Below are 19124 nucleotides of genomic sequence, written 5' to 3' on the forward strand. Positions count from 1 at the left end.
CTTACGTGGGAGGGACCAAGTCAGTTTAGACGGGCGCGGAGCCGGGATCGATCGTGCCCCGCGCCTCCTCGGCCCTCCCGGTCGGGACGACCGCGAGCTCGGTCGCGCACGCCTCGGCGGCCACCCAGGCGAGCATCCCGCATTTGACGCGCATGACGAACTTCGAGACGCCGTGGAACGCGACCGCGTCGCCGAGCACCTCGTCGTCGGGCTCGCCCGCCCCGCGGGAGCGCATCATCGAGCGGTACTCGTCGATCAGCAGCCGCAGCTCGGGCAGGGTGCGGCCGGGAGCCAGCTCGCTGAGGACCGAGGCGGACGCCATCGAGATGGAGCAGCCGGCGCCCTGCCAGGCGAACCCGTCGATGCGCCCGGTGGCCTCGTCGACCGAGAGCCGGACGGTGATCTCGTCGCCGCAGGTGGGGTTCCGCTCGAAGTGCTCGGCCTGCGCGCCGAGCAGCTCGCCGTCGCCGTGCCGTCGCTTCGCGTGATCGAGGATGACCTGCTGGTAGAGGGAGTCGAGGGAGGCGCTCATCGCTCGGACCCCTCGACCCCGAAGTACGCCCGGACTCCGGCGACGCCGTCGAGGAGGCGGTCCACCTCGGCCTCGGTGCTGAACAGGTACGTGCTGGCGCGGGTGGTCGCGGCGACGCCGAGGCGCCGGTGCAGCGGCTGCGCGCAGTGGTGCCCCACGCGGACCGCGATGCCCGAGGCGTCGAGGTACTGCCCGACGTCGTGCGCGTGCACCCCGTCGACGACGAATGACGCCAGACCGGAGCGGGCCACGCCCGCGGGCGGTCCGACGACGCGGACGCCGGGGACGGCGGCGAGACCCGCGACGAGTCGCTCGGCGAGCGTCTCTTCGTGCACGCGGATGCGATCGAGACCGACGGCGTCGAGGTAGCGGACGGCTTCGGCCAGCGCCACGGCCTGCGACACCGGCTGGGTGCCCGCCTCGAAGCGCTGCGGCGAAGGCAGGTACTCGGAGCCCTCGAGCGTCACGGTGGTGATCATCGATCCGCCCGTCTTGAACGGCGGCAGCGCGTCGAGCAGCTCGGCCCGCCCGTAGAGGACGCCGATGCCGGTCGGACCGAGCATCTTGTGCCCCGAGAAGGCGGCGAAGTCGACCCCCAGGGCCGGGAGGTCGAGCGGTCGGTGCGGCGCCGACTGACAGGCGTCGAGCACGACGAGGGCGTCGACAGCGTGGGCGGCCTCGACGAGGCGCTCGACCTCGGCGATCTGCCCGGTGACGTTCGACACGTGCGCGAACGCCACGATCCGGGTGCGGTCGCCGAGCAGCGCGATCAGGTCGTCGGCCGACCAGACGCCGTCGTCGTCGACGGGGACGAACCGGAGCACGGCGCCGGTCGTCGCCGCGAGCTCCTGCCAGGGCACCAGGTTCGCGTGGTGCTCGGCCTCGGTGAGCACGATCTCGTCTCCGGGACGGAGGGCGAACCGGCGGGCCGGCGCTCCCCCGCGACCGTGCGTCGCGTTCGCGAAGCCGTAGGCGACGAGGTTCAGGGCGTCGGTCGCGTTCGCCGTCCAGACGATCTCGTCGACGGAGGCGCCGACGAACCCGGCGACGGTGGCCCGGGCGTCTTCGAAGGCCTCGGTCGCGAGACCGGCCAGCGTATGCGCGCCGCGGTGCACAGCCGAGTTGATCGTCTCGAGGAACACCCGCTCCGCGTCGAGCACGCTCGACGGGCGCTGCGCCGTGGCCCCCGAGTCGAGGTAGGCGAGCGGCTCGTCGTTCACCGTCTGGCCGAGCAGGGGGAAGTCGGCACGGAGACGCTGCACCTCGGACTCGGAGAGCCCCGAAGCGAGGGAGGCGCGGGTCGCGTCGGCAGCGCCGGTCACGTCGGCAGCGCCGGTCGAGTCGGATGGGCTGGGCCTTGCGGAGATCTGGGTCACGGTGTCCTTTCCCGTCGATCCTATTGATCGTCGCCGACGGTACGACGACCCAACGGCCCGGCCGCCCCGCGTGTTCCCACCACTCCGGCGCATGACGCCGTGTGACGCGCGCCGCGGAGGGGGTGGCGCCGGGTCCGCAGCCCGGCCAGCATGAGGGCATGAGCCCTGACCGCATCGAGACCAGTCACGCCGGCAGTCTGCCGCGCACCCCCGAACTCATCGCCGCCAACGACGCCCGCGCCCTCGGGCCCGACGGCTTCACGCTCGAACGGACCCCCGAGTTCGACGAGCTGCTGACCGCGGCCGTCGCCGACCTCGTCCGCCGGCAGGAGGATCTCGGCATCACGATCGTCGGAGACGGCGAGTACGGCAAGGCCATGACGAGCGCCGTCGACTACGGCGCCTGGTGGTCGTACTCGTTCCAGCGGGTCGGCGGGCTGTCGCTGACCGGCTCGGACATCTTCAGCCAGCAGCCGGTGCGCTCGGGCCCGGGCGACGTGCGCCTGACCTCGTTCCCCGATCGACGCGACTGGCAGAGGTTCCACGACGCGTACACCGACCCGACGTCGGGCATCGGCACGGGCTCGGGGGCGACGCCGTTCCCCAGCACGACCGGGCCGCTGGCCTACGTCGGGCAGAACGCCATCGCCTCCGACATCGCCAACCTCACGACCGGCGTCGCGGCCGGCCACGCCACGTCGGCCTTCATCACCTCGCTGTCGCCGGGCAGCGGAGCCCGCATCGCGAACGACTTCTACGCCACCGAGGAGGAGCACATCTGGGCCTGGGCCGAGGTGCTGCGCGAGGAGTACCTCGCCATCACCGGTGCGGGCCTCGTCGTGCAGATCGACGACCCCTCGATCGCCGAGAACTGGGACCAGATCAACCCCGAGCCGAGCATCGACGACTACCGGGCGTTCACCCGCATCCGGGTCGAGGCGCTGAATCACGCCCTCCGCGGCATCCCGCCCGAGCTGGTGCGATTCCATCTCTGCTGGGGATCCTGGCACGGCCCGCACACCACGGACATCGAGTTCCGGCTCATCGTCGACCTGATGCTCGAGATCGACGCGGGCTCGTACTCGTTCGAGGCCGCGAACGTACGCCACGAGCACGAGTGGAAGATCTGGCGCGACGTCGAGCTGCCCGCCGGCAAGACGATCGCCCCCGGTGTGGTGAGTCACGCGACCAACGTCGTCGAGCATCCCGAGCTGGTCGCGGACCGCATCGAGGCGTTCGCGTCGACCGTCGGCCCCGACCGGGTCGTCGCCTCGACGGACTGCGGTCTCGGCGGGCGGATCCACCCGCAGATCGCCGTCGCGAAGCTCGCGTCGCTCGGCGAGGGCGCCCGCATCGCGTCGCACCGCCTCTTCGGCTGAGGGTAAAGGCGGTAGCTATGTAATGCGCACCGTGCGGTGACACGGAGCCGAAGGGGACGGGAGCCGGGAGAAATCCAGAAGTCGTTCCATCAGCTTTTGCTCAGCAGAACCAGTGCGTCTCATGCTTCGAAAAGTCTCATCAATTGTGTCCAGCAAGACGGCGTCTTCTAGCTCCAGGGCATATCTTCTCGCATCACGCAGTAGAGGAATTACGTTGTAATCCTTTTTTATCAGAAGAGAGATGGCTGCACAGCCGGCAACGAAACGTACGTCCTCTCGAGTGGCCAGAGGAACATTGTTAGCATCACGCCCTTTGAACAGCATCGCCAAGAGGCTCGCTGCACCGGCGAATTCATCCATATCGGAATGTGAGTTGAGATAATTGATAACATCACTGCGTTGCAGTAAACAAGATGCCGGGAAGTCAGACTTTTTTAGCACATTAGTCACTTGAACCGAGCATTTAACCGGGTCACTTAATGTGATGAGGGACGCGGCAACCGAAAAGGCAGAATGAGTAGCCTCGAGATCAAAGGACCAAATGCCCTCTTGTTGATTTGCCGAAACAATCTTTCCATACTGACTAAGCGCAAAACTAGTCATTCTAAACGTACCTAAGCCCATAGCATCTCGATCCGCTGTTGACACATTGCTCTCAATACCTAAGGCACTGAGTCGGACGCGCAGAGCTATGCTCATCGACGCCATAGCTTCGAGGAGAGCCAGTAGCTTGTCGCCGATCTGACCTACAGACTGCGTTTCACTATACGAACGAAGAGTAAAAATAACACGCTCACCGTCAACGCTGTAGCTGTGGCCGTGGCTGGCTGCGTGACGAATATACTTATCAAGGCCGGAGACAATGGCCTTTGGTGCAGTTGCCTCGTTTAGAGCTTCCACGAGCCGAGTCGCATCGTCCTGGAGGAGAGCCTCGAAGGAGCGACTCTTCGCCCCTGTTCCGAGAAGATACCAGACAGCCAGCGGCAAGAATCCCTCCTCAAGCACCTCTGCATATAACTTGAGCCATTGTCGAACGAGGAAAGTCACGTCAGAGTCACCGCTCGCAATGACAGCTTCATAGGCTCGAAAGGTATCGTGCAAAGTTCGTTCGGCAGCACCAAGTGCTTGAAGACTAGAGGGCTGCTTGGCGATATTGAGGAGTAAATCACTGTCTTCCAGTAGGCCACTGGACTGTTGCAATATGTCGATGAATCGGGACTTGTCAAGAAATACTCTCGAAATAGCCTCGTATAATAAGTATTGAACTCCAAGGCCAGGTGAAAATTGTTCTACAAGTGTCAGGTTCCGCAGGCGCTCTGCACCTTCATGATCCATTTCAATGACCGTCTTGCCGGGGTGTAGTTCCTGCAAAGTTGCGACAGCACGATCAAAAAAGTCACCCGCCTCAGGGTTATGCAAGAGAACTAATTTATCCTCCAACTCACGGTATGCCGTCAAAGGCGCGACTGCGATGTCAATTAATTTCTGGCCCTCGGTTGAGCCAGCCTGGGCTTCTTGCATGGACGTTGAACATAAAACCCGTGAATATATCGGCCACAACCCTGTCAAGGATTGCGTGATTTCCAGCAGCGCCTTCTTCTTCGAGAGTTCGGGCCGTAATTGCTCTTTCTCGAGTTCACCGATCCACATATCAAGCTTGTTGAGAAGTGCAGCGATCGACGAAGCAGACGAACGCTTGAGCGGCTCCCGCAGGCCAGTGCCAAGGGCGTCCAGGAATTGCTGGACCCAGAGCCCCAGTTCGGTCGCCGATGGCGCATCCCCGTCGATTGCCAACCTGTAGGAATCTACTCGCGTAACAAGTGTTTGGCGACGTACCACATCGCCGTTCACTTCATTTGGTCGGCCAGGCTTTCCACATTCACCACAGGGCCCCCCGATTACGCGTTGACTGCCACACCGACCACACTCAATCGTTTGAAACCGGATCGACTTCAATTTTGCCACCCTATAACTATCTTCCAGGGCTCAGTCGTCGAGCGGTTTGAGCACGCGCCGGAGGAACTGCTGCGTGCGGGCTTCGCGCGGGCGGCTCAGCACGTCGGCCGGGCGCCCGCGCTCGACGACCACGCCGGCGTCCATGAAGACGAGTTCGTCGGCGACGCGCCGGGCGAACTCGAGCTCGTGGGTGACGACGATCATCGTCCAGCCGTCGTCGGCCAGCTCCTTGACGACCGTGAGGACGTCACCGACCAGCTCGGGGTCGAGGGCCGAGGTGGGCTCGTCGAAGAGCAGCAGCTCGGGGCGGAGCGCCAGGGCGCGGACGATGCCCACGCGCTGCTGCTGCCCGCCGGACAGCTCGGCGGGGTAGGCGTCGGCCTTCTCGGCGAGGCCCACCCGGGCGAGGAGCGTTCCGGCCTCGGCCCGCGCCTCCTCCTGGTCGCGCTTCTGCACGCGCACCGGACCCTCGACGACGTTCTGCAGCACGGTCAGGTGCGGGAACAGGTTGAAGTGCTGGAAGACCATCGACGAGCGGTCGCGGAGGGCCGTGAGGTCTCGCTTGCCGACCTTGGAGCCGAAGTCGATCGATCGGCCGTCGGAGAGGGTCACCGTCCCGGCGTCGGGGACCTCGAGGCTGTTCAGCGACCGCAGGACGGTCGTCTTGCCCGAGCCGGAGGGCCCGATGATGGCGACGACCCGACCACGACGGACGTCGAGGTCGATGCCGCGGAGGACCTCGTTCTCGCCGAAGCTCTTGCGCAGACCACGGACGGTCAGGACGGTCGCATCGGCGCCCGATGCCGGAGGCGGGGTGACGTCAGCGGGCAACGTGGCGGTCCAATCTCTTCTCGAGGGCGTCCTGTCCGAACGACAGGATGAGGCAGATGACCCAGTAGACCAGGGCTGCCTCGAGGTAGATCAGGAGGAACTCGTTCGAGACCGAAGCGATCTGCTGCGCCTGACGGAACAGCTCGACGACGAGGATGACGCTCGCGAGCGAGGTGTCCTTGACGAGGCTGATGAACGTGTTCGACAGCGGCGGCACCGACACCCGGGCCGCCTGCGGCAGGATGATCCGCCGGAGCGCCAGCCCCCGCGACATGCCGATCGTGTGCGCGGCCTCCCACTGGCCCTTCGGCACCGAGAGGATGGCCGCGCGGATGACCTCTGCGGCGTACCCGCCCACGTTCAACGAGAACGCGATGATGGCGCTGGGCCACGGGTCGAGTCGGATGCCGAGCGACGGCAGACCGTAGAAGACGACGAACAGCTGGACCAGCAGCGGGGTTCCGCGGATGACCGAGGTGTAGAACCGGGCGATGCCGGCCAGCCAGATCCGCCCCGACAGTCGCATCAACGCGATCACGATGGCGATCACGAGGCCCAGGGCCATCGAGATCAGCGCCAGCGGGATCGACGCCACGAGCGCTCCCGACACGATCGGCCAGAGCGACCGCGCGAAGAGGTCGAGGGTGGACTGCACGACTACTCGCTGACGTCCTGGCCGAAGTACTGGTCGGAGATCTCCGCGAGAGTGCCGTCGGCCTTCAGCTCGGCGAGGGCATCGTCGATGGCCGCGACGAGGTCGTCACTGCCCTTGGTGGTGACCAGCGCCGAGTTCGAGACGTCGTCGGTCGTCGCCGCGATCTTGATCGCGGCCGCCTTGTCGGGGTTCGTCTTGACGTAGTCGAGGAACGTCAGCTCATCGTTCACCGTCGCGTCGATGCGGCCCTGCTCGAGCAGGGCGACCGACTGGGCCCAGCCCTCGACGACCTGCACGTCGGCGCCGGCGTCCTTGGCCGTCGTGTAGAAGTTGCTCGACTGCGACTGCGCGGTGGTCTTGCCCTCGAGGTCGGCCAGCGAGGTGATGTCGGTGTTGTCGGCGGCCGTGATGACCGCACCGCGACTCACCGTGTACGGCGTCGAGAAGTCGAAGCCGGCCTCACGCTCGTCGGTGATCGAGATCTGGTTGGCGACGATGTCGAACCGCCCCGCGTCGAGCCCGGCCAGCAGGGCGTCGAACTGGGTCTCCTCGAAGGTCGGAGTCAGGTCGAGCTTCTCGGCGACGGCCGTGGCGACGTCGACGTCGTAGCCCGTGAGCGCCCCGGAGCCGCCCTCGTGGTAGGTGAAGGGCTGGTACGTGCCCTCGGTGCCGATGACGAGCTCGCCGGACTCCTGGATGTCGTCGAGGCTCTTCGCCGCGCTCGTGTCGGCGGTCGCATCGCCGGTCTGCGTGACGACGCCGTCGGTCGAGGCGGGGGCGCAGGCCGTCAGCGCGAGGGCTGCAGCGGCGACGACGCCGGCGACGGAGAGGCGACGGACGGAGCGGGGGGCGGTGATCTTCACGGGGTTCCTTTGCGGAGACTCGGGGTCGGACGAGCCACCCGACCCTAACGCCGACGGCGGCGGTGGGATTCCCGATGTCCTTTCGTGACCTCGGGACGGCTGCGATCGGACTCTCCGGACGGGACCGGTGGTGGGCCCGGTGGTGAGCTCGGGGGGGGGGGGTCAGCGGCGGGCCAGCGCCTCGGTCACCGACGGGGCGCCGTCGAGCCGGATGTGCCGGTGGGCGACGCTCGTCGCCGAGACCGCGACGGCACTCAGCGACAGGGACGAGAAGAGCTTCCCGTCGACCAGGTCGGAGCGGATGAGCGCGTCGTCGTCGTCCGCCGCGAGGGCGCTGCTCTCGCGGATCAGATCGAGCCACGGAGCCCAGTCGCCCTCGCCGCCGGCGTCGGCAGCGGCGGCCGATGCGAGAGGCCCTGAAGGAGGCGCGACGTCGCGGAACCGGGGCAGCCAGCGATCGACGCGGGGCACGCTCCGATCGTCGGGTGCGGCGTGGGTCAGCATGTGGACGCCGGGGTCGAGACGGATGGACCGGGTGGCCGAGCCGTCCCAGATGGAGTGGGTCGCGCCTCCTCGGTCCGCGGTCAGCAGGTTGAAGGTCCGCGTCCGTTGCGGTCCGACGGGCAGGGCGCCGTCGGCCGCGGCCCGCAGAGGGAGGGAACCCCGCGTGGCCCAGCCGCCCTCGGGCGCGGGCGGCTCCTCGTGGCGGTTCAGCACGACGCTCGCCCGGCTCGGCCGCGTGGCGACGGCCAGCCAGGCGCCCCCGGCCTCACGGTCGTGCACGCCCGTGACCCGGTCTCCGAGCTCGGGCCACCAGGCGCCGGGCTCGTCCCACGGGCGGTCGGGGGATTCGTCGCGCAGACCGAAGAACACCACGGGCCAGTCGGAGTCGGGTGCGATCGAGACGACGACGGTGCACATGAGGGTCCTCCGGGTGGGTGTCTCGCGTGGGGTCGCCGTGCGGCGACGCGCACGACGATCAGACGGGCGGCCACGAGATGCGGCATCGTGGGAGTGCAACGCTACCGACCGGGGCCCCGGGTCGGCCGACCGTCCGCCACCGATCGACAGGGCACTCCCGTGACGCACGACTCCTCCCCGCACTCCCCCGCCGACGCGACCGACCCGACCGACCCGACCGACCCCGCCGACCCGACCGGATCGTCGCGGCGGCTGAACGTCGTGGTCGGCATCTCGGGCGGGATCGCGGCGTACAAGGCCGTCGGCGTCGTCCGCGGGCTCGTGCTGCAGGGTCACGACGTGCACGTCGTGCCGACCGAGGCGGCCCTGCGATTCGTCGGCGCACCGACCCTCGAGGCGATCAGCCGCAACCCCGTGCGCACCTCGGTCTTCGACGACGTGGCGCAGGTGCGGCACGTCGCGCTCGGGCAGCAGGCCGACCTGATCGTCGTCGCCCCCGCCACGGCTCACACCCTCGCCAAGATCGCGCACGGTCTCTCGGACGACCTGCTCGGCACGACGATCCTCGCCAGCACCGCGCCGCTCGTCGTCGCCCCCGCGATGCACACCGAGATGTGGCGCAACGCGGCGACCGTCGCCAACATCGAGCTGCTGCGCGCACGCGGGGTGACGGTGGTCGGACCCGCCGACGGACCGCTCACCGGCGGCGATTCGGGGCCGGGTCGACTGAGCGAGCCGGACGAGATCGTCGCGGCGGCCCTCGCGGTGGCGACCCACGCCTCCTCGACTGATCCGGCGGGAGCCGAGGAGGCGCGGGTCGCCGACCTCGCCGGCGTCCGCCTGGTCGTATCGGCAGGCGGCACCCGCGAACCCCTCGACCCGGTGCGGTTCATCGGAAACCGCTCGACAGGCAAGCAGGGTGCGGCCATCGCCCTCGCCGCGGCTCGACGAGGCGCCGACGTGACCGTCGTCGCTGCCGAGTTGGACGGGGCCGTGCTGCAGTCGCTGGCCGCAGCACCGACGATCCGCGTCGTCCCGGTCTCGTCCGCGCTCGAGCTGGAGACCGCCATGGGCGCCGAGGCGGCCGCGCACGACGTCGTCGTGATGACCGCCGCGGTGGCCGACTACCGGCCGGCCGAGGTCGCCCCCGGCAAGATCAAGAAGGACGACACCGGCGACGAGATGACCGTGCGACTCGTCCGGAACCCCGACGTGCTCGCGGGTCTCGTCGCCGCTCGCCGCGACGGTCAGGTCGTGGTGGGGTTCGCCGCCGAGACGACGGAGGACCGCGACGAGCTCGTGGCGCTGGGTCGGACGAAGCAGCTGCGGAAGGGCGCCGACCTGCTCGTGCTGAACTCGGTGGGATGGACGACCGGCTTCGGCGCCGACGACACCTCGGTGATCGTCATCGACCGTGAGGGTGCGGAGGTCGCCGAGGCCCGCGGGTCGAAGCGGGAGGTCGCCGACGCCCTGCTCGACGCGGTGGCGGAACGCCTGGTCGAGTAGCGCCGGACGGCGAGGCGTGGGGAGATCGGCGCCGAGTCCGGGCGAGTGCGGCCGAGACGGTCGTCGCGAGCCGACCGCTTCGACCGGACACGCCCGCATGGGCGGCCTGCGCACGGACAGCCCGATGGGCCGCCGCGCGGACAGCCCGACGGGCCGACCACACCCGGACATGACGAAAGCCCCGGCGGATGCCGGGGCTTTCGGTGTGTGAGCGATACTGGGATCGAACCAGCGACCTCTTCCGTGTCAGGGAAGCGCGCTACCGCTGCGCCAATCGCTCAAAACTGTGTTCACATCTGTTGCGGATTACTGCATCGAGTGTAGACCTGAGTCTGCATCGATTGGAGGTGGAGACGGGATTTGAACCCGCGTGAACGGCTTTGCAGGCCGGTGCCTCGCCTCTCGGCCACTCCACCATACGAGCAGCCCCCCAGAAGGAGGCCACCAGTCGGTGGACCACCCTCTGGTGAGCTTGACACTCGAGCGGATGACGAGATTCGAACTCGCGACCCTCACCTTGGCAAGGTGATGCGCTACCACTGCGCCACATCCGCATTTCGCTTTGCATTTCTGCGTGCAAAAGAACAATACCCACACCCCGGACCAGATACCAAATCGAGTCACCCTCGTGTCTTGCTGGGGCCCATCCGGCCGCACCGCGCCTCCTTCGGGGCCGTGTCGAATGGCGCTCCGGCACCCGTATGCACTAGCATCGACGAGTCCCGCAGGGGCGATTGGCGCAGTTGGTAGCGCGCTTCCTTCACACGGAAGAGGTCATCGGTTCGAGTCCGGTATCGCCCACCAGGCAGACGAGTTCAGGGCCCCGCAGATGCGGGGCCCTGTTCTCGTTCCGGTCGCTTCGACCCGGCTCGAGTGCGGTGCACGGGCGTGTCCGCACAGACGAGCGAGCTGGGGGACGCGGAACGGCCCCGGTCGTCTGACCGGGGCCGTCCTCGTGGTGCGTGTGGTGCTGGTGGGGTGCGCCTACTGGCGCGAGTTCTCGAGGACGTAGCCCTCTTCGCCGTGGATGGCGAGGTCGATGCCGGCCACCTCGTCCTCGTTCTTGACGCGGAACCCGATGGTCTTCTCGATGACGAAGCCGATCAGGTAGGCGAGAACGAACGAGTAGACCATGACGGCCAGGGCCGAGACGGCCTGGATGCCCAGCTGGTCGAGCGAACCCGAGAAGATCAGACCGCTGCCGTTGGCGAAGAAGCCGAGGTAGAGGGTTCCGATCAGACCGCCGACGAGGTGGATGCCGACGACGTCGAGCGAGTCGTCGAAGCCGAGCTTGAACTTGAGGTCGATCGCGAGGGCGCAGACCGCACCGGCGACGACGCCGAGCACCATGGCCCAGAACGGCGTGAGCGCGGCGCAGGCGGGGGTGATCGCGACGAGACCGGCTACGGCACCCGAGGCGGCGCCGATGGAGGTCGCCTTGCCGTCCTTGATCTTCTCGACGACGAGCCAGCCGAGGATGGCTGCCGCCGGCGCGGCGATCGTGTTCAGGAAGGCGAGGGCGGCAACGCCGTCGGCCGCGAGCTCGGAGCCGGCGTTGAAGCCGAACCAGCCGAACCAGAGCAGACCGGCGCCCAGCAGCACGAAGGGCGGGTTGTGCGGCTTGTCGGCGCCCTTGGCGAATCCGACCCGCTTGCCGAGCACGAGGGCCAGGGCGAGGGCCGCGGCTCCGGCGTTGATGTGGACCGCCGTGCCGCCCGCGAAGTCGATCACTCCCATGCTGGCGATCCAGCCGCCGTCGACCACCGAGCCGTCCTCACCGAGCGTGAAGTTGAAGACCCAGCTGGCGACCGGGAAGTAGACGATGGTCACCCAGACCCCGGCGAAGATCATCCAGGCGCCGAACTTGGCGCGGTCGGCGATGGCACCCGAGATGAGGGCGACCGTGATGATCGCGAAGGTCGCCTGGAACGCCGCGAACGCGATGGTCGGGTAGGCGCCGGCCGGGTCCAGGCTGTCGACGAACAGCGAGTTCAGGCTGAACATCGAGGGGTCGAAGCCGAAGACGCCGTCCCAGCCGATGTAGGTGTCGGTGCCGGCGGGCCCCTCGGGTCCGTTCGAGAAGGCGATCGAGTAGCCGAACAGGACCCAGAGGACGGCGATGAGGCCCATGGCCCCGAAGCTCAGCATCATCATGCTGATGACGCTCTTGGCCTTGACCAGGCCGCCGTAGAAGAACGCCAGGCCGGGGGTCATGAGCAGCACTAGTGCTGCTGTGATCAGCATGAAGGCGGTATTGCCTTGATCCATCTGTGAGTCACCTCTCGATTCGGGAGCCAGGGGCAACGGTCGGCCGCCCGACCGTGAGTGTTCACGGGCTGCGGGGGCGGGACCGGGGTGCGGCTCTCAGTGTCGTGGGGTGAGGTTTCGTTGCGTGTGCACCGATGTTTCGGGAATGTAACGCGATTCGGGCGCGTGTAAACAACGTGTTTCACACCGGCCCGAAACGACCGCCGACGGCCTGTGGAGGTCATCGGAGCGATGTCGGAAGAACGTCGGGGCGGCTCTGGAAGGGCGTCGGGCCGACGTCAGAGGGACGTCAGCGCCACCAGCCGCGAGACGGCCCGCAGGTACTTCTTGCGGTACCCGCCGGCCAGCATCTCCTCGCCGAAGACCGAGTCGAGGGGGGTGCCGGAGGCGACCACGCGCACCTGACCGTCGTACAGCCGGTCGACGAAGGCGACGAAGCGCAGAGCGTCGGTCTGACTCGTGAGCGGCGAGACGTCGCGGAGCCCGACGGCCTCGAGCCCGGCGACGAGCTTGACGTACCGGCTCGGGTGGACCGTCGACAGGTGGGCCACGACCGCGCCGAAGTCGTCGACGGAGACCGGCCCGGTCACGGTGGCGAGCGCGGCGTCGACGTCGTCGGTCACGGAGGCGGACGCCTCGACCTCGCGGCGCCGGTAGTCGTCGCCGTCGATCCGCAGCGTGCGGAACCGGTCGGAGAGCCCCTGGATCTCGCGCAGGAAGTCCGCGGCGGCGAAGCGCCCCTCGCCCAGGGCGTTCGGCGGGGTGTTCGAGGTCGCGGCGATCCGGGTGCCGTCGTCGGCGAGATCGCCGAGCAGTCGCGTCATCATCATCGTGTCGCCCGGGTCGTCGAGCTCGAACTCGTCGATGCAGACGAGCGACGCGCCCTTCAGCTGGGCAGCCGCACCGGCGTAGCCGACCGCCCCGACCAGCGCCGTGTACTCGATGAACGTGCCGAAGTAGCGGCGTCCGCCGCTGCGGTTGAAGAGCGCGGCGAGCAGATGCGTCTTGCCGACGCCGAACCCGCCGTCGAGATAGAGGCCGGGCAGCACGGCCGGAGCCTCGGCGCGCCTCCTGAACAGGCCTCGTCGGGCGGCGCCCGCGGGTGCCGCGTCGAACGAGCGCACGGCCTCGACGGCCTCGTGCTGCGAGGGGAAGGCGTCGTCGGGGCGGTAGTTCTCGAGCGACGCGTCGACGAACTGCCGAGGAGGCACGAGCGCGGTGACGATCTCGGCACCCGTGATCGAGGGGGTGCGGTCGACCAGCGAGACGACGCTGGCGGTGGGATCGGGTGACATCGGGGCGGCCTCACGGTCGATCGGGCACGGAGCGCGGTGGCGCCCGGCGTCCGCCGAGCGATGTGTGGAAGAGTCTCTGGAGTCCCTGTGCGAGGCCAAAGCGCGGTGCGTAGCCTCGACGGGGTCGTACTGCCCCTGAGTTTAGTGCTCACCGGCAACCCGAACATCAGCCGCTCACGCGGCGCTCCGCAGCAGGCGGAGACACACACCCGGAGGTAAGTCCATGGTCGTCGAGCACGACACGTCCGCCCGTTTCAGCGACTACGCGCACCCCGAACGCCTGGTGAGCACCGACTGGCTGGCGCAGCACCTCGGCTCCCCCGGTCTCGTCGTCGTCGAGTCCGACGAGGACGTCCTGCTCTACGAGACGGGCCACATCCCGGGCGCCGTCAAGATCGACTGGCACCTCGACCTCAACGACCCCGTCCGCCGCGACTACATCGACGGCGAGGGATTCGCCCGGCTGATGTCGTCGAAGGGCATCGGACGCGACACGACGATCGTCGTCTACGGCGACAAGAACAACTGGTGGGCCGCCTACGCGCTCTGGGTGTTCTCGCTGTTCGGTCACGACGACGTGCGGCTGCTCGACGGCGGCCGCGCCGCCTGGGAGGCCGAGGGACGCGAGTACACGACGGACTCCCCCGAGCCCGAGACGAGCGACTACCCGGTCGTGGAGCGCGACGACACGGTCATCCGCGCCTACAAGGACGACGTGCTCGAGCACCTCGGCAAGCCCCTGATCGACGTCCGCTCCCCCGAGGAGTACTCGGGCGAGCGGACCACCCCCCCCGCCTACCCCGACGAGGGAGCCCTCCGCGCCGGGCACATCCCCTCGGCCGCGAACGTCCCCTGGGGCAAGGCCGCGGCGGAGGACGGGCGGTTCCGTCCCGTCGCCGAGCTCGACGCCATCTACCGCGACGGCGCCGGCCTCGAGACCGGCGACGAGGTCGTCGCCTACTGCCGCATCGGCGAGCGGTCGAGCCACACCTGGTTCGTGCTGCACCACCTGATGGGCTTCGAGAACGTCCGCAACTACGACGGCTCGTGGACCGAATGGGGCAGCGCCGTCCGTGTGCCCATCGTGCAGGGCAACGAACCCGGAGAGGTCCCCGCCCGGTGACCGGGACCACGCTGCCCGCCGCGCTCGTCGAGATCCGCGAGGAGTTCACGGCGCTGGAGGTGCGCGACCGCCTGCAGCTGCTGCTCGAGTTCTCGAACGAGCTGCCCGACCTGCCGGCCCGGTTCGCCGACCACCCCGACCTGCTCGAACGGGTGGTGGAGTGCCAGAGCCCCGTCTACCTCTTCGTCGAGGTCGTCGACGGTCGCGTCCACCTGCACGCCACCGCCCCGCGGGAGGCCCCGACGACCCGCGGCTTCGCCTCGATCCTCGCTCAGGGTCTCGACGGCCTGACCGTCGACGAGGTGCTCGACGCCGTGCCCGACGACTACCCGCAGACGATCGGCCTGACCGAGGCCGTCAGCCCGCTGCGCATCCGGGGCATGACCGCCCTCCTCGCGCGCGCCAAGCGTCAGATCCGCGACAGGATCGCCACCGCGTGACCCTGCGCGTGCTGCACACGACCGGGCGTCCCCTCGAGACCGGTCTCGAGCTCGACATCGAGCACGAGGCGACGCCCGGTCGCCTGCGCGACCTGTACGCGCCTCCGGCCGCGACCTGGACCCGCCTCAACCTCATCACCGCGGTCAGCGGCGACGCCGCCGGGTCGGACGGCACCTCCGAGACGCTCAGCAACCCGACGGACCGCACCATCCTCGCGGCGATCCGGGCGGTCGCCGACGGGGTCGTCGTCGGAGCGGCCAGCGTCCGCGCCGAGGGCTACCGGGTGCCCAAGACCTCCCGGCTGGTCGTCGTGACGTCCTCGGGCGACCTCTCCGGGCACCGGATGGACCCGGAGGCCGCCGAGCGCGTCGTCGTCGTCTGCCCCGAGGCCGCGGTGGCGGAGGTCCGGCGCACGCTCGGCGGCGAGGTCGCCCGCGCCGCGACCGTCCTGACCTGCGCCGACGAGTCCCGCCGCCTCGAGCCCGCCGCGGTGCTCGACCGGCTGCACGCCCACGGCCTGCTGTCGCTCGTCTGCGAGGGCGGGCCGTCGCTCGCGGGGCAGTTCCTGCACGACGGACTGGTCGACGAGCTCTGCCTCTCCACCTCGCCGATCGTGATCGGCAGCGGTCTGCCGGTCTTCGGACGCGAGCGCTTCGACCCGTCGCGTCTGACGCTCAGTCAGCTACTGATGGACGAGCAGAGCGCGCTGTACGCCCGCTGGCTCGTGGAAGACGGCCCAGCCACCCGTCGATGACCCGCTCGAAACGCTGCGGGTCGAAGTTGTAGAGCTTCGTGTGGCGCGCGGTGCGGAACACCTCGAGACGCACGAGATCGGGTCGTGCATCCGCGAGGGCGTGCGACGCCGTCGACGGGACGAACCCGTCGTCGTCGCTGTGCAGCAGCAGGACGGGCACGTCGAGGGCGTCGGCGCCGGCCACCAGGTCGAGTCGATCGAGATCGATCGGGCCGCGCCGCCCGCTCAGACGCGAGAGCGCGGGAGACATCAGGAGGCGCAGCACGAGATCCTGGACGACCCGCGGCACGTGCATGGCCGCCCCCTGGAATCGGAGGGTGGTGCGCCAGTCGACGACCGGTGACTCGAGCACGACGCCCGACACCCGACCGGCCAGCGTCGACCGCGTGGCCGCCTGCAGCACGAGCGCCCCGCCCATCGACCAGCCCATCAGCACCAGCGACGTCGCCCCGTGCAGCAGGGCGTAGGCCATCGCCGACTCGACGTCCGCCCACTCGTCGTCGCCCAGGGCGTAGCGGCCATCAAGCGATCGGGGCGCGTCGCCGTCGTTCCGGTACGAGACGAGCAACGACGTGTAGCCGTGCCGGCGGAACACGGGCACCGACCGGATCGTCTCGGCGCGGGTGACGCCGCGACCGTGCACGCCGATCATCCAGGGGCCCGGTTCCCCGCCCTCGGCCGGCACCAGCCAGGCGGGGGCCGGGCCGACCTCGGTGTCGACCCGCACCTCCTCGGCATCGAGATCGGCCTCGCCGGGGTCCGACCACAGCCAGCCGCCGATGCGCCCCGAACGGGCCCCGTCGAGCGAGCCGGCGGTCACCTGCTCGACCCGCCGGACGACGACCCGCCCGTCGTCGCTCAGCACCTCGCCCAGACGCGCATGACCACGACCGCCGTCGAACCAGAGGCTGTAGCGGCCCGGGAGGCGCGTGTCGGCCGTCGAGGTCAGGCTCACGGTCGACGAGGCGGCATCGTGACCGACGATGCGCAGGTCGTCGCGGCGCCGGCGCTCGGGCGTGACGATCTTGCGCATCACAGCCACGACGCCCCCCGCGATGGCGACGAGCGAGAGCGTGACGGACGAACCGACCACGATCGCGGTGACGGCCAGGGCGGCCCTCGATCCCCCGGCGGGTGGACGGGACGCTCTGCTGGTCACGACGGACTCCGGACACTCGACGCGGGCACGGGGCGACCGGCGCGGACGGCCGACGCCCGTCGTGCAGCCCGACGCGGCGTGCCGTCTGCCTGACGGTCTGCTCGGAGCCTAGTCTGCACACGTGTCCGACAATCCCTCGACGCCGTCGCCTGCGCCCGCGTTCCTCGACGCCGTCGACGCGGTGCGTCGAGCAGCCACCCGCGACGACCTCGCCGTGACCGAGATCCCCGCACCCGGCGGCATCGCTCCGAACTCGCTGGCTCTCGCCGGCGACGTGGTCGGGGCGAACGGCCGGGCCGACTCCGACCTCGGCACCGGACGCTTCACCCTCCTCCACGACGCGTCCGAACCGGAGGCCTGGGGCGGGCCCTTCCGGGTCGTCTGCTTCGCCCAGGCTCCCCTCGAGACCGACCTCGCCCTCGACCCCTTCGTCGCCGACGTCGCCTGGTCGTGGCTGGTCGACTCGCTCGACGCCCGCGGCGCCGCCTACGATTCGGCCTCGGGCACTGCCACGAAGCTGCTCTCGACCGGCTACGGCGAGCTGGCCCGTCACGGCGACGGCGCCCTGCTCGAGCTGCGCGCCTCGTGGAGCCCCACCAGCACCGACCTCGGCCCCCACATCGAGGCCTGGGGCGAACTGATCTGCACGCTCGCGGGCCTCCCGCCGACCGTCGAGGGCGTCACCCTCCTCGCGTCGCGGCGTGTCGGTCGGGACTGAACCAGAAGGACACGACCATGAACCCCGCCGCATCCGAATCCCGCAGCGTCGACTCCGGCGTCGTCGGCAGCGCAGGCGACCCGTCCGGGGGCGATCAGCCCGTGGTCTCCGTGTCGCCGAGCGTCCTGACGACCGCCGACGACCTCCACGGCAGGGTCGACGTCATCGCCGACCGGCCGGGGTACCTCGCAGCGGTCGAGGCGATCCGCTCCGGCACGGGGCCGGTGTCGATCGACGCCGAGCGCGCCTCCGGCTTCCGGTACTCGCAGCGGGCCTATCTCATCCAGGTGTTCCGTCGCGGCGCCGGGGTCTTCCTCTTCGACCCGCCCGCGATCGGCTCGTTCGCCGAGCTGCAGGAGGTCATCGGCCACGAGGAGTGGGTGCTGCACGCCGCCAGCCAGGACCTCGCGTGCCTCCGCGAGGTGGGGCTCGACCCCGCGACCGTCTTCGACACCGAGCTCGGGGCCCGGATCGCGGGGCTGCCCAAGGTGGGGCTCGGCGCCGTGGTCGAGCAGCTGCTGGGCGTCCACCTGGCGAAGGAGCACTCCGCCGCCGACTGGTCGACGCGTCCGCTTCCGCAGAGCTGGCTCGTCTACGCCGCCCTCGACGTCGAGCTGCTCGTCGACCTGCGGGACGCCATGGAGGCGCGGCTCGTCGACGCCGGCAAGCTCGAGATCGCGCGTGAGGAGTTCGCCGCCACGGTCGCGCGCGAGGCGAAGCCGCCGAAGGTCGACCCCTGGCGTCGTCTCACCGGACTGCACACCGTGCGGGGCACGCGCGGTCTGGCCGTCGCCCGTGAGCTGTGGCTGGCCCGCGACGAGTACGCGCGGCAGATCGACACCGCACCCGGTCGACTCGTGCCCGACTCGTCGCTGGTGGCGGCGACCAAGGCGATGCCCGCCGACAAGCGCGCCCTGGCGGGTCTGCGGGAGTTCGTCGGACGCGCGAGCCGGAGCGAGCTCGACCGCTGGTGGGGCGCCATCGAGCGCGGCCTCGCGACGACCGACCTCCCGTCGACCCGCGGTCCCGCGGCGGAGACGCTGCCGCCGCCCCGCAGCTGGGCCGACAAGAACCCGATGGCCGACGCCCGCTACCGGTTCGCGCGCCCGCGCATCGCCGAGATCGCCGAGACGTTCGACATGCCCGTCGAGAACCTGCTGACCCCCGAGCACCTGCGGCGTCTCGCCTGGGAGCCGCCCATCCCGTTCGAGACCGACGCCGTCGCGGCGGCGCTCGAGGCGCTCGGCGCCCGACGCTGGCAGATCGACGCCGTGGCCGAACCGCTCGCCGAGGCCTTTGTCGACGCCCACCAAGAGCCCGAGGACGGCGACGGCGCGACTTCGTAGA

General features: G+C 69.4%; 17 protein-coding genes and 4 tRNA genes. 8 read left to right on the plus strand and 13 right to left on the minus strand.

The window, feature by feature from the left end:
- Nucleotides 1–25: 25 nt before the first annotated feature.
- Entirely contained in the window at nt 26–532 is a 507-nt protein-coding gene (gene sufU, locus ACZ6JE_RS04020) for a Fe-S cluster assembly sulfur transfer protein SufU (RefSeq protein ID WP_192060291.1), read from the minus strand.
- A complete protein-coding gene (locus ACZ6JE_RS04025) occupies nt 529–1854 on the minus strand; it encodes an aminotransferase class V-fold PLP-dependent enzyme (RefSeq protein ID WP_464318261.1) in 1326 nt (441 codons plus the stop codon). Before ACZ6JE_RS04025 ends, sufU begins: the two co-directional genes overlap by 4 nt.
- A 212-nt stretch (nt 1855–2066) precedes the next feature.
- Between ACZ6JE_RS04025 and ACZ6JE_RS04030 the strand changes: the two genes are divergently transcribed.
- Nucleotides 2067–3287, plus strand: coding sequence for a cobalamin-independent methionine synthase II family protein (locus tag ACZ6JE_RS04030; protein ID WP_464318262.1), 1221 nt, complete (start codon nt 2067–2069; stop codon nt 3285–3287).
- 15 nt (nt 3288–3302) lie between these two features.
- On the opposite strand, the gene ACZ6JE_RS04035 is transcribed toward ACZ6JE_RS04030, so the two are convergent.
- The 5 genes from ACZ6JE_RS04035 to ACZ6JE_RS04055 all read right to left on the minus strand — a co-directional run bounded on the left by ACZ6JE_RS04035 (nt 3303) and on the right by ACZ6JE_RS04055 (nt 8513).
- Nucleotides 3303–5081, minus strand: coding sequence for a hypothetical protein (locus tag ACZ6JE_RS04035; protein ID WP_464318263.1), 1779 nt, complete (start codon nt 5079–5081; stop codon nt 3303–3305).
- Between the two features lie 192 nt (nt 5082–5273).
- On the minus strand, nt 5274–6074 hold the full coding sequence (locus ACZ6JE_RS04040) for an amino acid ABC transporter ATP-binding protein (RefSeq protein ID WP_464318264.1): 801 nt from the start codon (nt 6072–6074) through the stop codon (nt 5274–5276).
- Nucleotides 6064–6729 (minus strand): amino acid ABC transporter permease, encoded by a 666-nt coding sequence (locus tag ACZ6JE_RS04045; protein WP_243213352.1) that lies wholly within the window; start codon nt 6727–6729, stop codon nt 6064–6066. The genes ACZ6JE_RS04040 and ACZ6JE_RS04045 overlap by 11 nt, the downstream gene beginning before the upstream one ends.
- Nucleotides 6730–6731: 2 nt before the next feature.
- A complete protein-coding gene (locus ACZ6JE_RS04050) occupies nt 6732–7592 on the minus strand; it encodes a transporter substrate-binding domain-containing protein (protein WP_371740719.1) in 861 nt (286 codons plus the stop codon).
- 162 nt (nt 7593–7754) lie between these two features.
- The gene (locus ACZ6JE_RS04055) at nt 7755–8513 is read right to left on the minus strand and encodes an NRDE family protein (protein ID WP_192060286.1); all 759 of its coding nucleotides are present in this window, start codon (nt 8511–8513) and stop codon (nt 7755–7757) included.
- A 252-nt stretch (nt 8514–8765) separates the two neighbouring features.
- On the opposite strand from ACZ6JE_RS04055, the gene coaBC reads away from it, so the two are divergent.
- Nucleotides 8766–10019, plus strand: coding sequence for a bifunctional phosphopantothenoylcysteine decarboxylase/phosphopantothenate--cysteine ligase CoaBC (gene coaBC / locus ACZ6JE_RS04060; protein WP_464318309.1), 1254 nt, complete (start codon nt 8766–8768; stop codon nt 10017–10019).
- A gap of 208 nt (nt 10020–10227) precedes the next feature.
- Here the strand turns inward: coaBC and ACZ6JE_RS04065 are convergent.
- The 3 genes from ACZ6JE_RS04065 to ACZ6JE_RS04075 form a co-directional block, all read right to left on the minus strand.
- Nucleotides 10228–10299: transfer RNA gene (locus tag ACZ6JE_RS04065), tRNA-Val, on the minus strand.
- A gap of 62 nt (nt 10300–10361) precedes the next feature.
- Nucleotides 10362–10435, minus strand: a tRNA-Cys gene (locus ACZ6JE_RS04070).
- A 66-nt stretch (nt 10436–10501) separates the two neighbouring features.
- A tRNA-Gly gene (locus ACZ6JE_RS04075) sits at nt 10502–10573 on the minus strand.
- A 174-nt stretch (nt 10574–10747) separates the two neighbouring features.
- Between ACZ6JE_RS04075 and ACZ6JE_RS04080 the strand changes: the two genes are divergently transcribed.
- A tRNA-Val gene (locus tag ACZ6JE_RS04080) sits at nt 10748–10823 on the plus strand.
- Nucleotides 10824–11003: 180 nt separating this feature from the next.
- Here the strand turns inward: ACZ6JE_RS04080 and ACZ6JE_RS04085 are convergent.
- Together ACZ6JE_RS04085 and zapE are read right to left on the minus strand one after the other, a co-directional pair.
- The gene (locus tag ACZ6JE_RS04085; protein ID WP_192060285.1) at nt 11004–12287 is read right to left on the minus strand and encodes an ammonium transporter; all 1284 of its coding nucleotides are present in this window, start codon (nt 12285–12287) and stop codon (nt 11004–11006) included.
- 278 nt (nt 12288–12565) lie between these two features.
- Nucleotides 12566–13582: a cell division protein ZapE gene (gene zapE, locus ACZ6JE_RS04090; protein WP_464318265.1), complete on the minus strand. Its 1017-nt coding sequence runs from the start codon at nt 13580–13582 to the stop codon at nt 12566–12568.
- Nucleotides 13583–13805: 223 nt separating this feature from the next.
- Between zapE and ACZ6JE_RS04095 the strand changes: the two genes are divergently transcribed.
- From ACZ6JE_RS04095 to ACZ6JE_RS04105, 3 genes are read left to right on the plus strand one after another with little or no spacing between them, the layout of a single operon-like run.
- The gene (locus tag ACZ6JE_RS04095; protein ID WP_464318266.1) at nt 13806–14705 is read left to right on the plus strand and encodes a sulfurtransferase; all 900 of its coding nucleotides are present in this window, start codon (nt 13806–13808) and stop codon (nt 14703–14705) included.
- Nucleotides 14702–15145 carry a SufE family protein gene (locus ACZ6JE_RS04100; protein WP_243215059.1) on the plus strand — a complete coding sequence of 148 codons (444 nt, stop codon included), beginning with the start codon at nt 14702–14704 and terminating at the stop codon, nt 15143–15145. Before ACZ6JE_RS04095 ends, ACZ6JE_RS04100 begins: the two co-directional genes overlap by 4 nt.
- Complete coding sequence (locus tag ACZ6JE_RS04105) at nt 15142–15900, plus strand: dihydrofolate reductase family protein (protein ID WP_192060281.1); 759 nt, start codon at nt 15142–15144, stop codon at nt 15898–15900. The genes ACZ6JE_RS04100 and ACZ6JE_RS04105 overlap by 4 nt, the downstream gene beginning before the upstream one ends.
- Here the strand turns inward: ACZ6JE_RS04105 and ACZ6JE_RS04110 are convergent.
- Nucleotides 15821–17059: an alpha/beta hydrolase family protein gene (locus ACZ6JE_RS04110; protein ID WP_464318267.1), complete on the minus strand. Its 1239-nt coding sequence runs from the start codon at nt 17057–17059 to the stop codon at nt 15821–15823. The two genes, ACZ6JE_RS04105 and ACZ6JE_RS04110, sit on opposite strands and share 80 nt — an antisense overlap.
- A gap of 121 nt (nt 17060–17180) precedes the next feature.
- Here ACZ6JE_RS04110 and ACZ6JE_RS04115 point away from each other — a divergent pair, with 121 nt between their 5' ends.
- Together ACZ6JE_RS04115 and ACZ6JE_RS04120 are read left to right on the plus strand one after the other, a co-directional pair.
- Nucleotides 17181–17777: a DUF3000 domain-containing protein gene (locus tag ACZ6JE_RS04115; RefSeq protein ID WP_192060280.1), complete on the plus strand. Its 597-nt coding sequence runs from the start codon at nt 17181–17183 to the stop codon at nt 17775–17777.
- Between the two features lie 17 nt (nt 17778–17794).
- Nucleotides 17795–19123 carry an HRDC domain-containing protein gene (locus tag ACZ6JE_RS04120; protein ID WP_320477161.1) on the plus strand — a complete coding sequence of 443 codons (1329 nt, stop codon included), beginning with the start codon at nt 17795–17797 and terminating at the stop codon, nt 19121–19123.
- Nucleotide 19124 lies beyond the last annotated feature (1 nt).

It is taken from the genome of Frigoribacterium sp. AC759 (genome assembly GCF_979256015.1).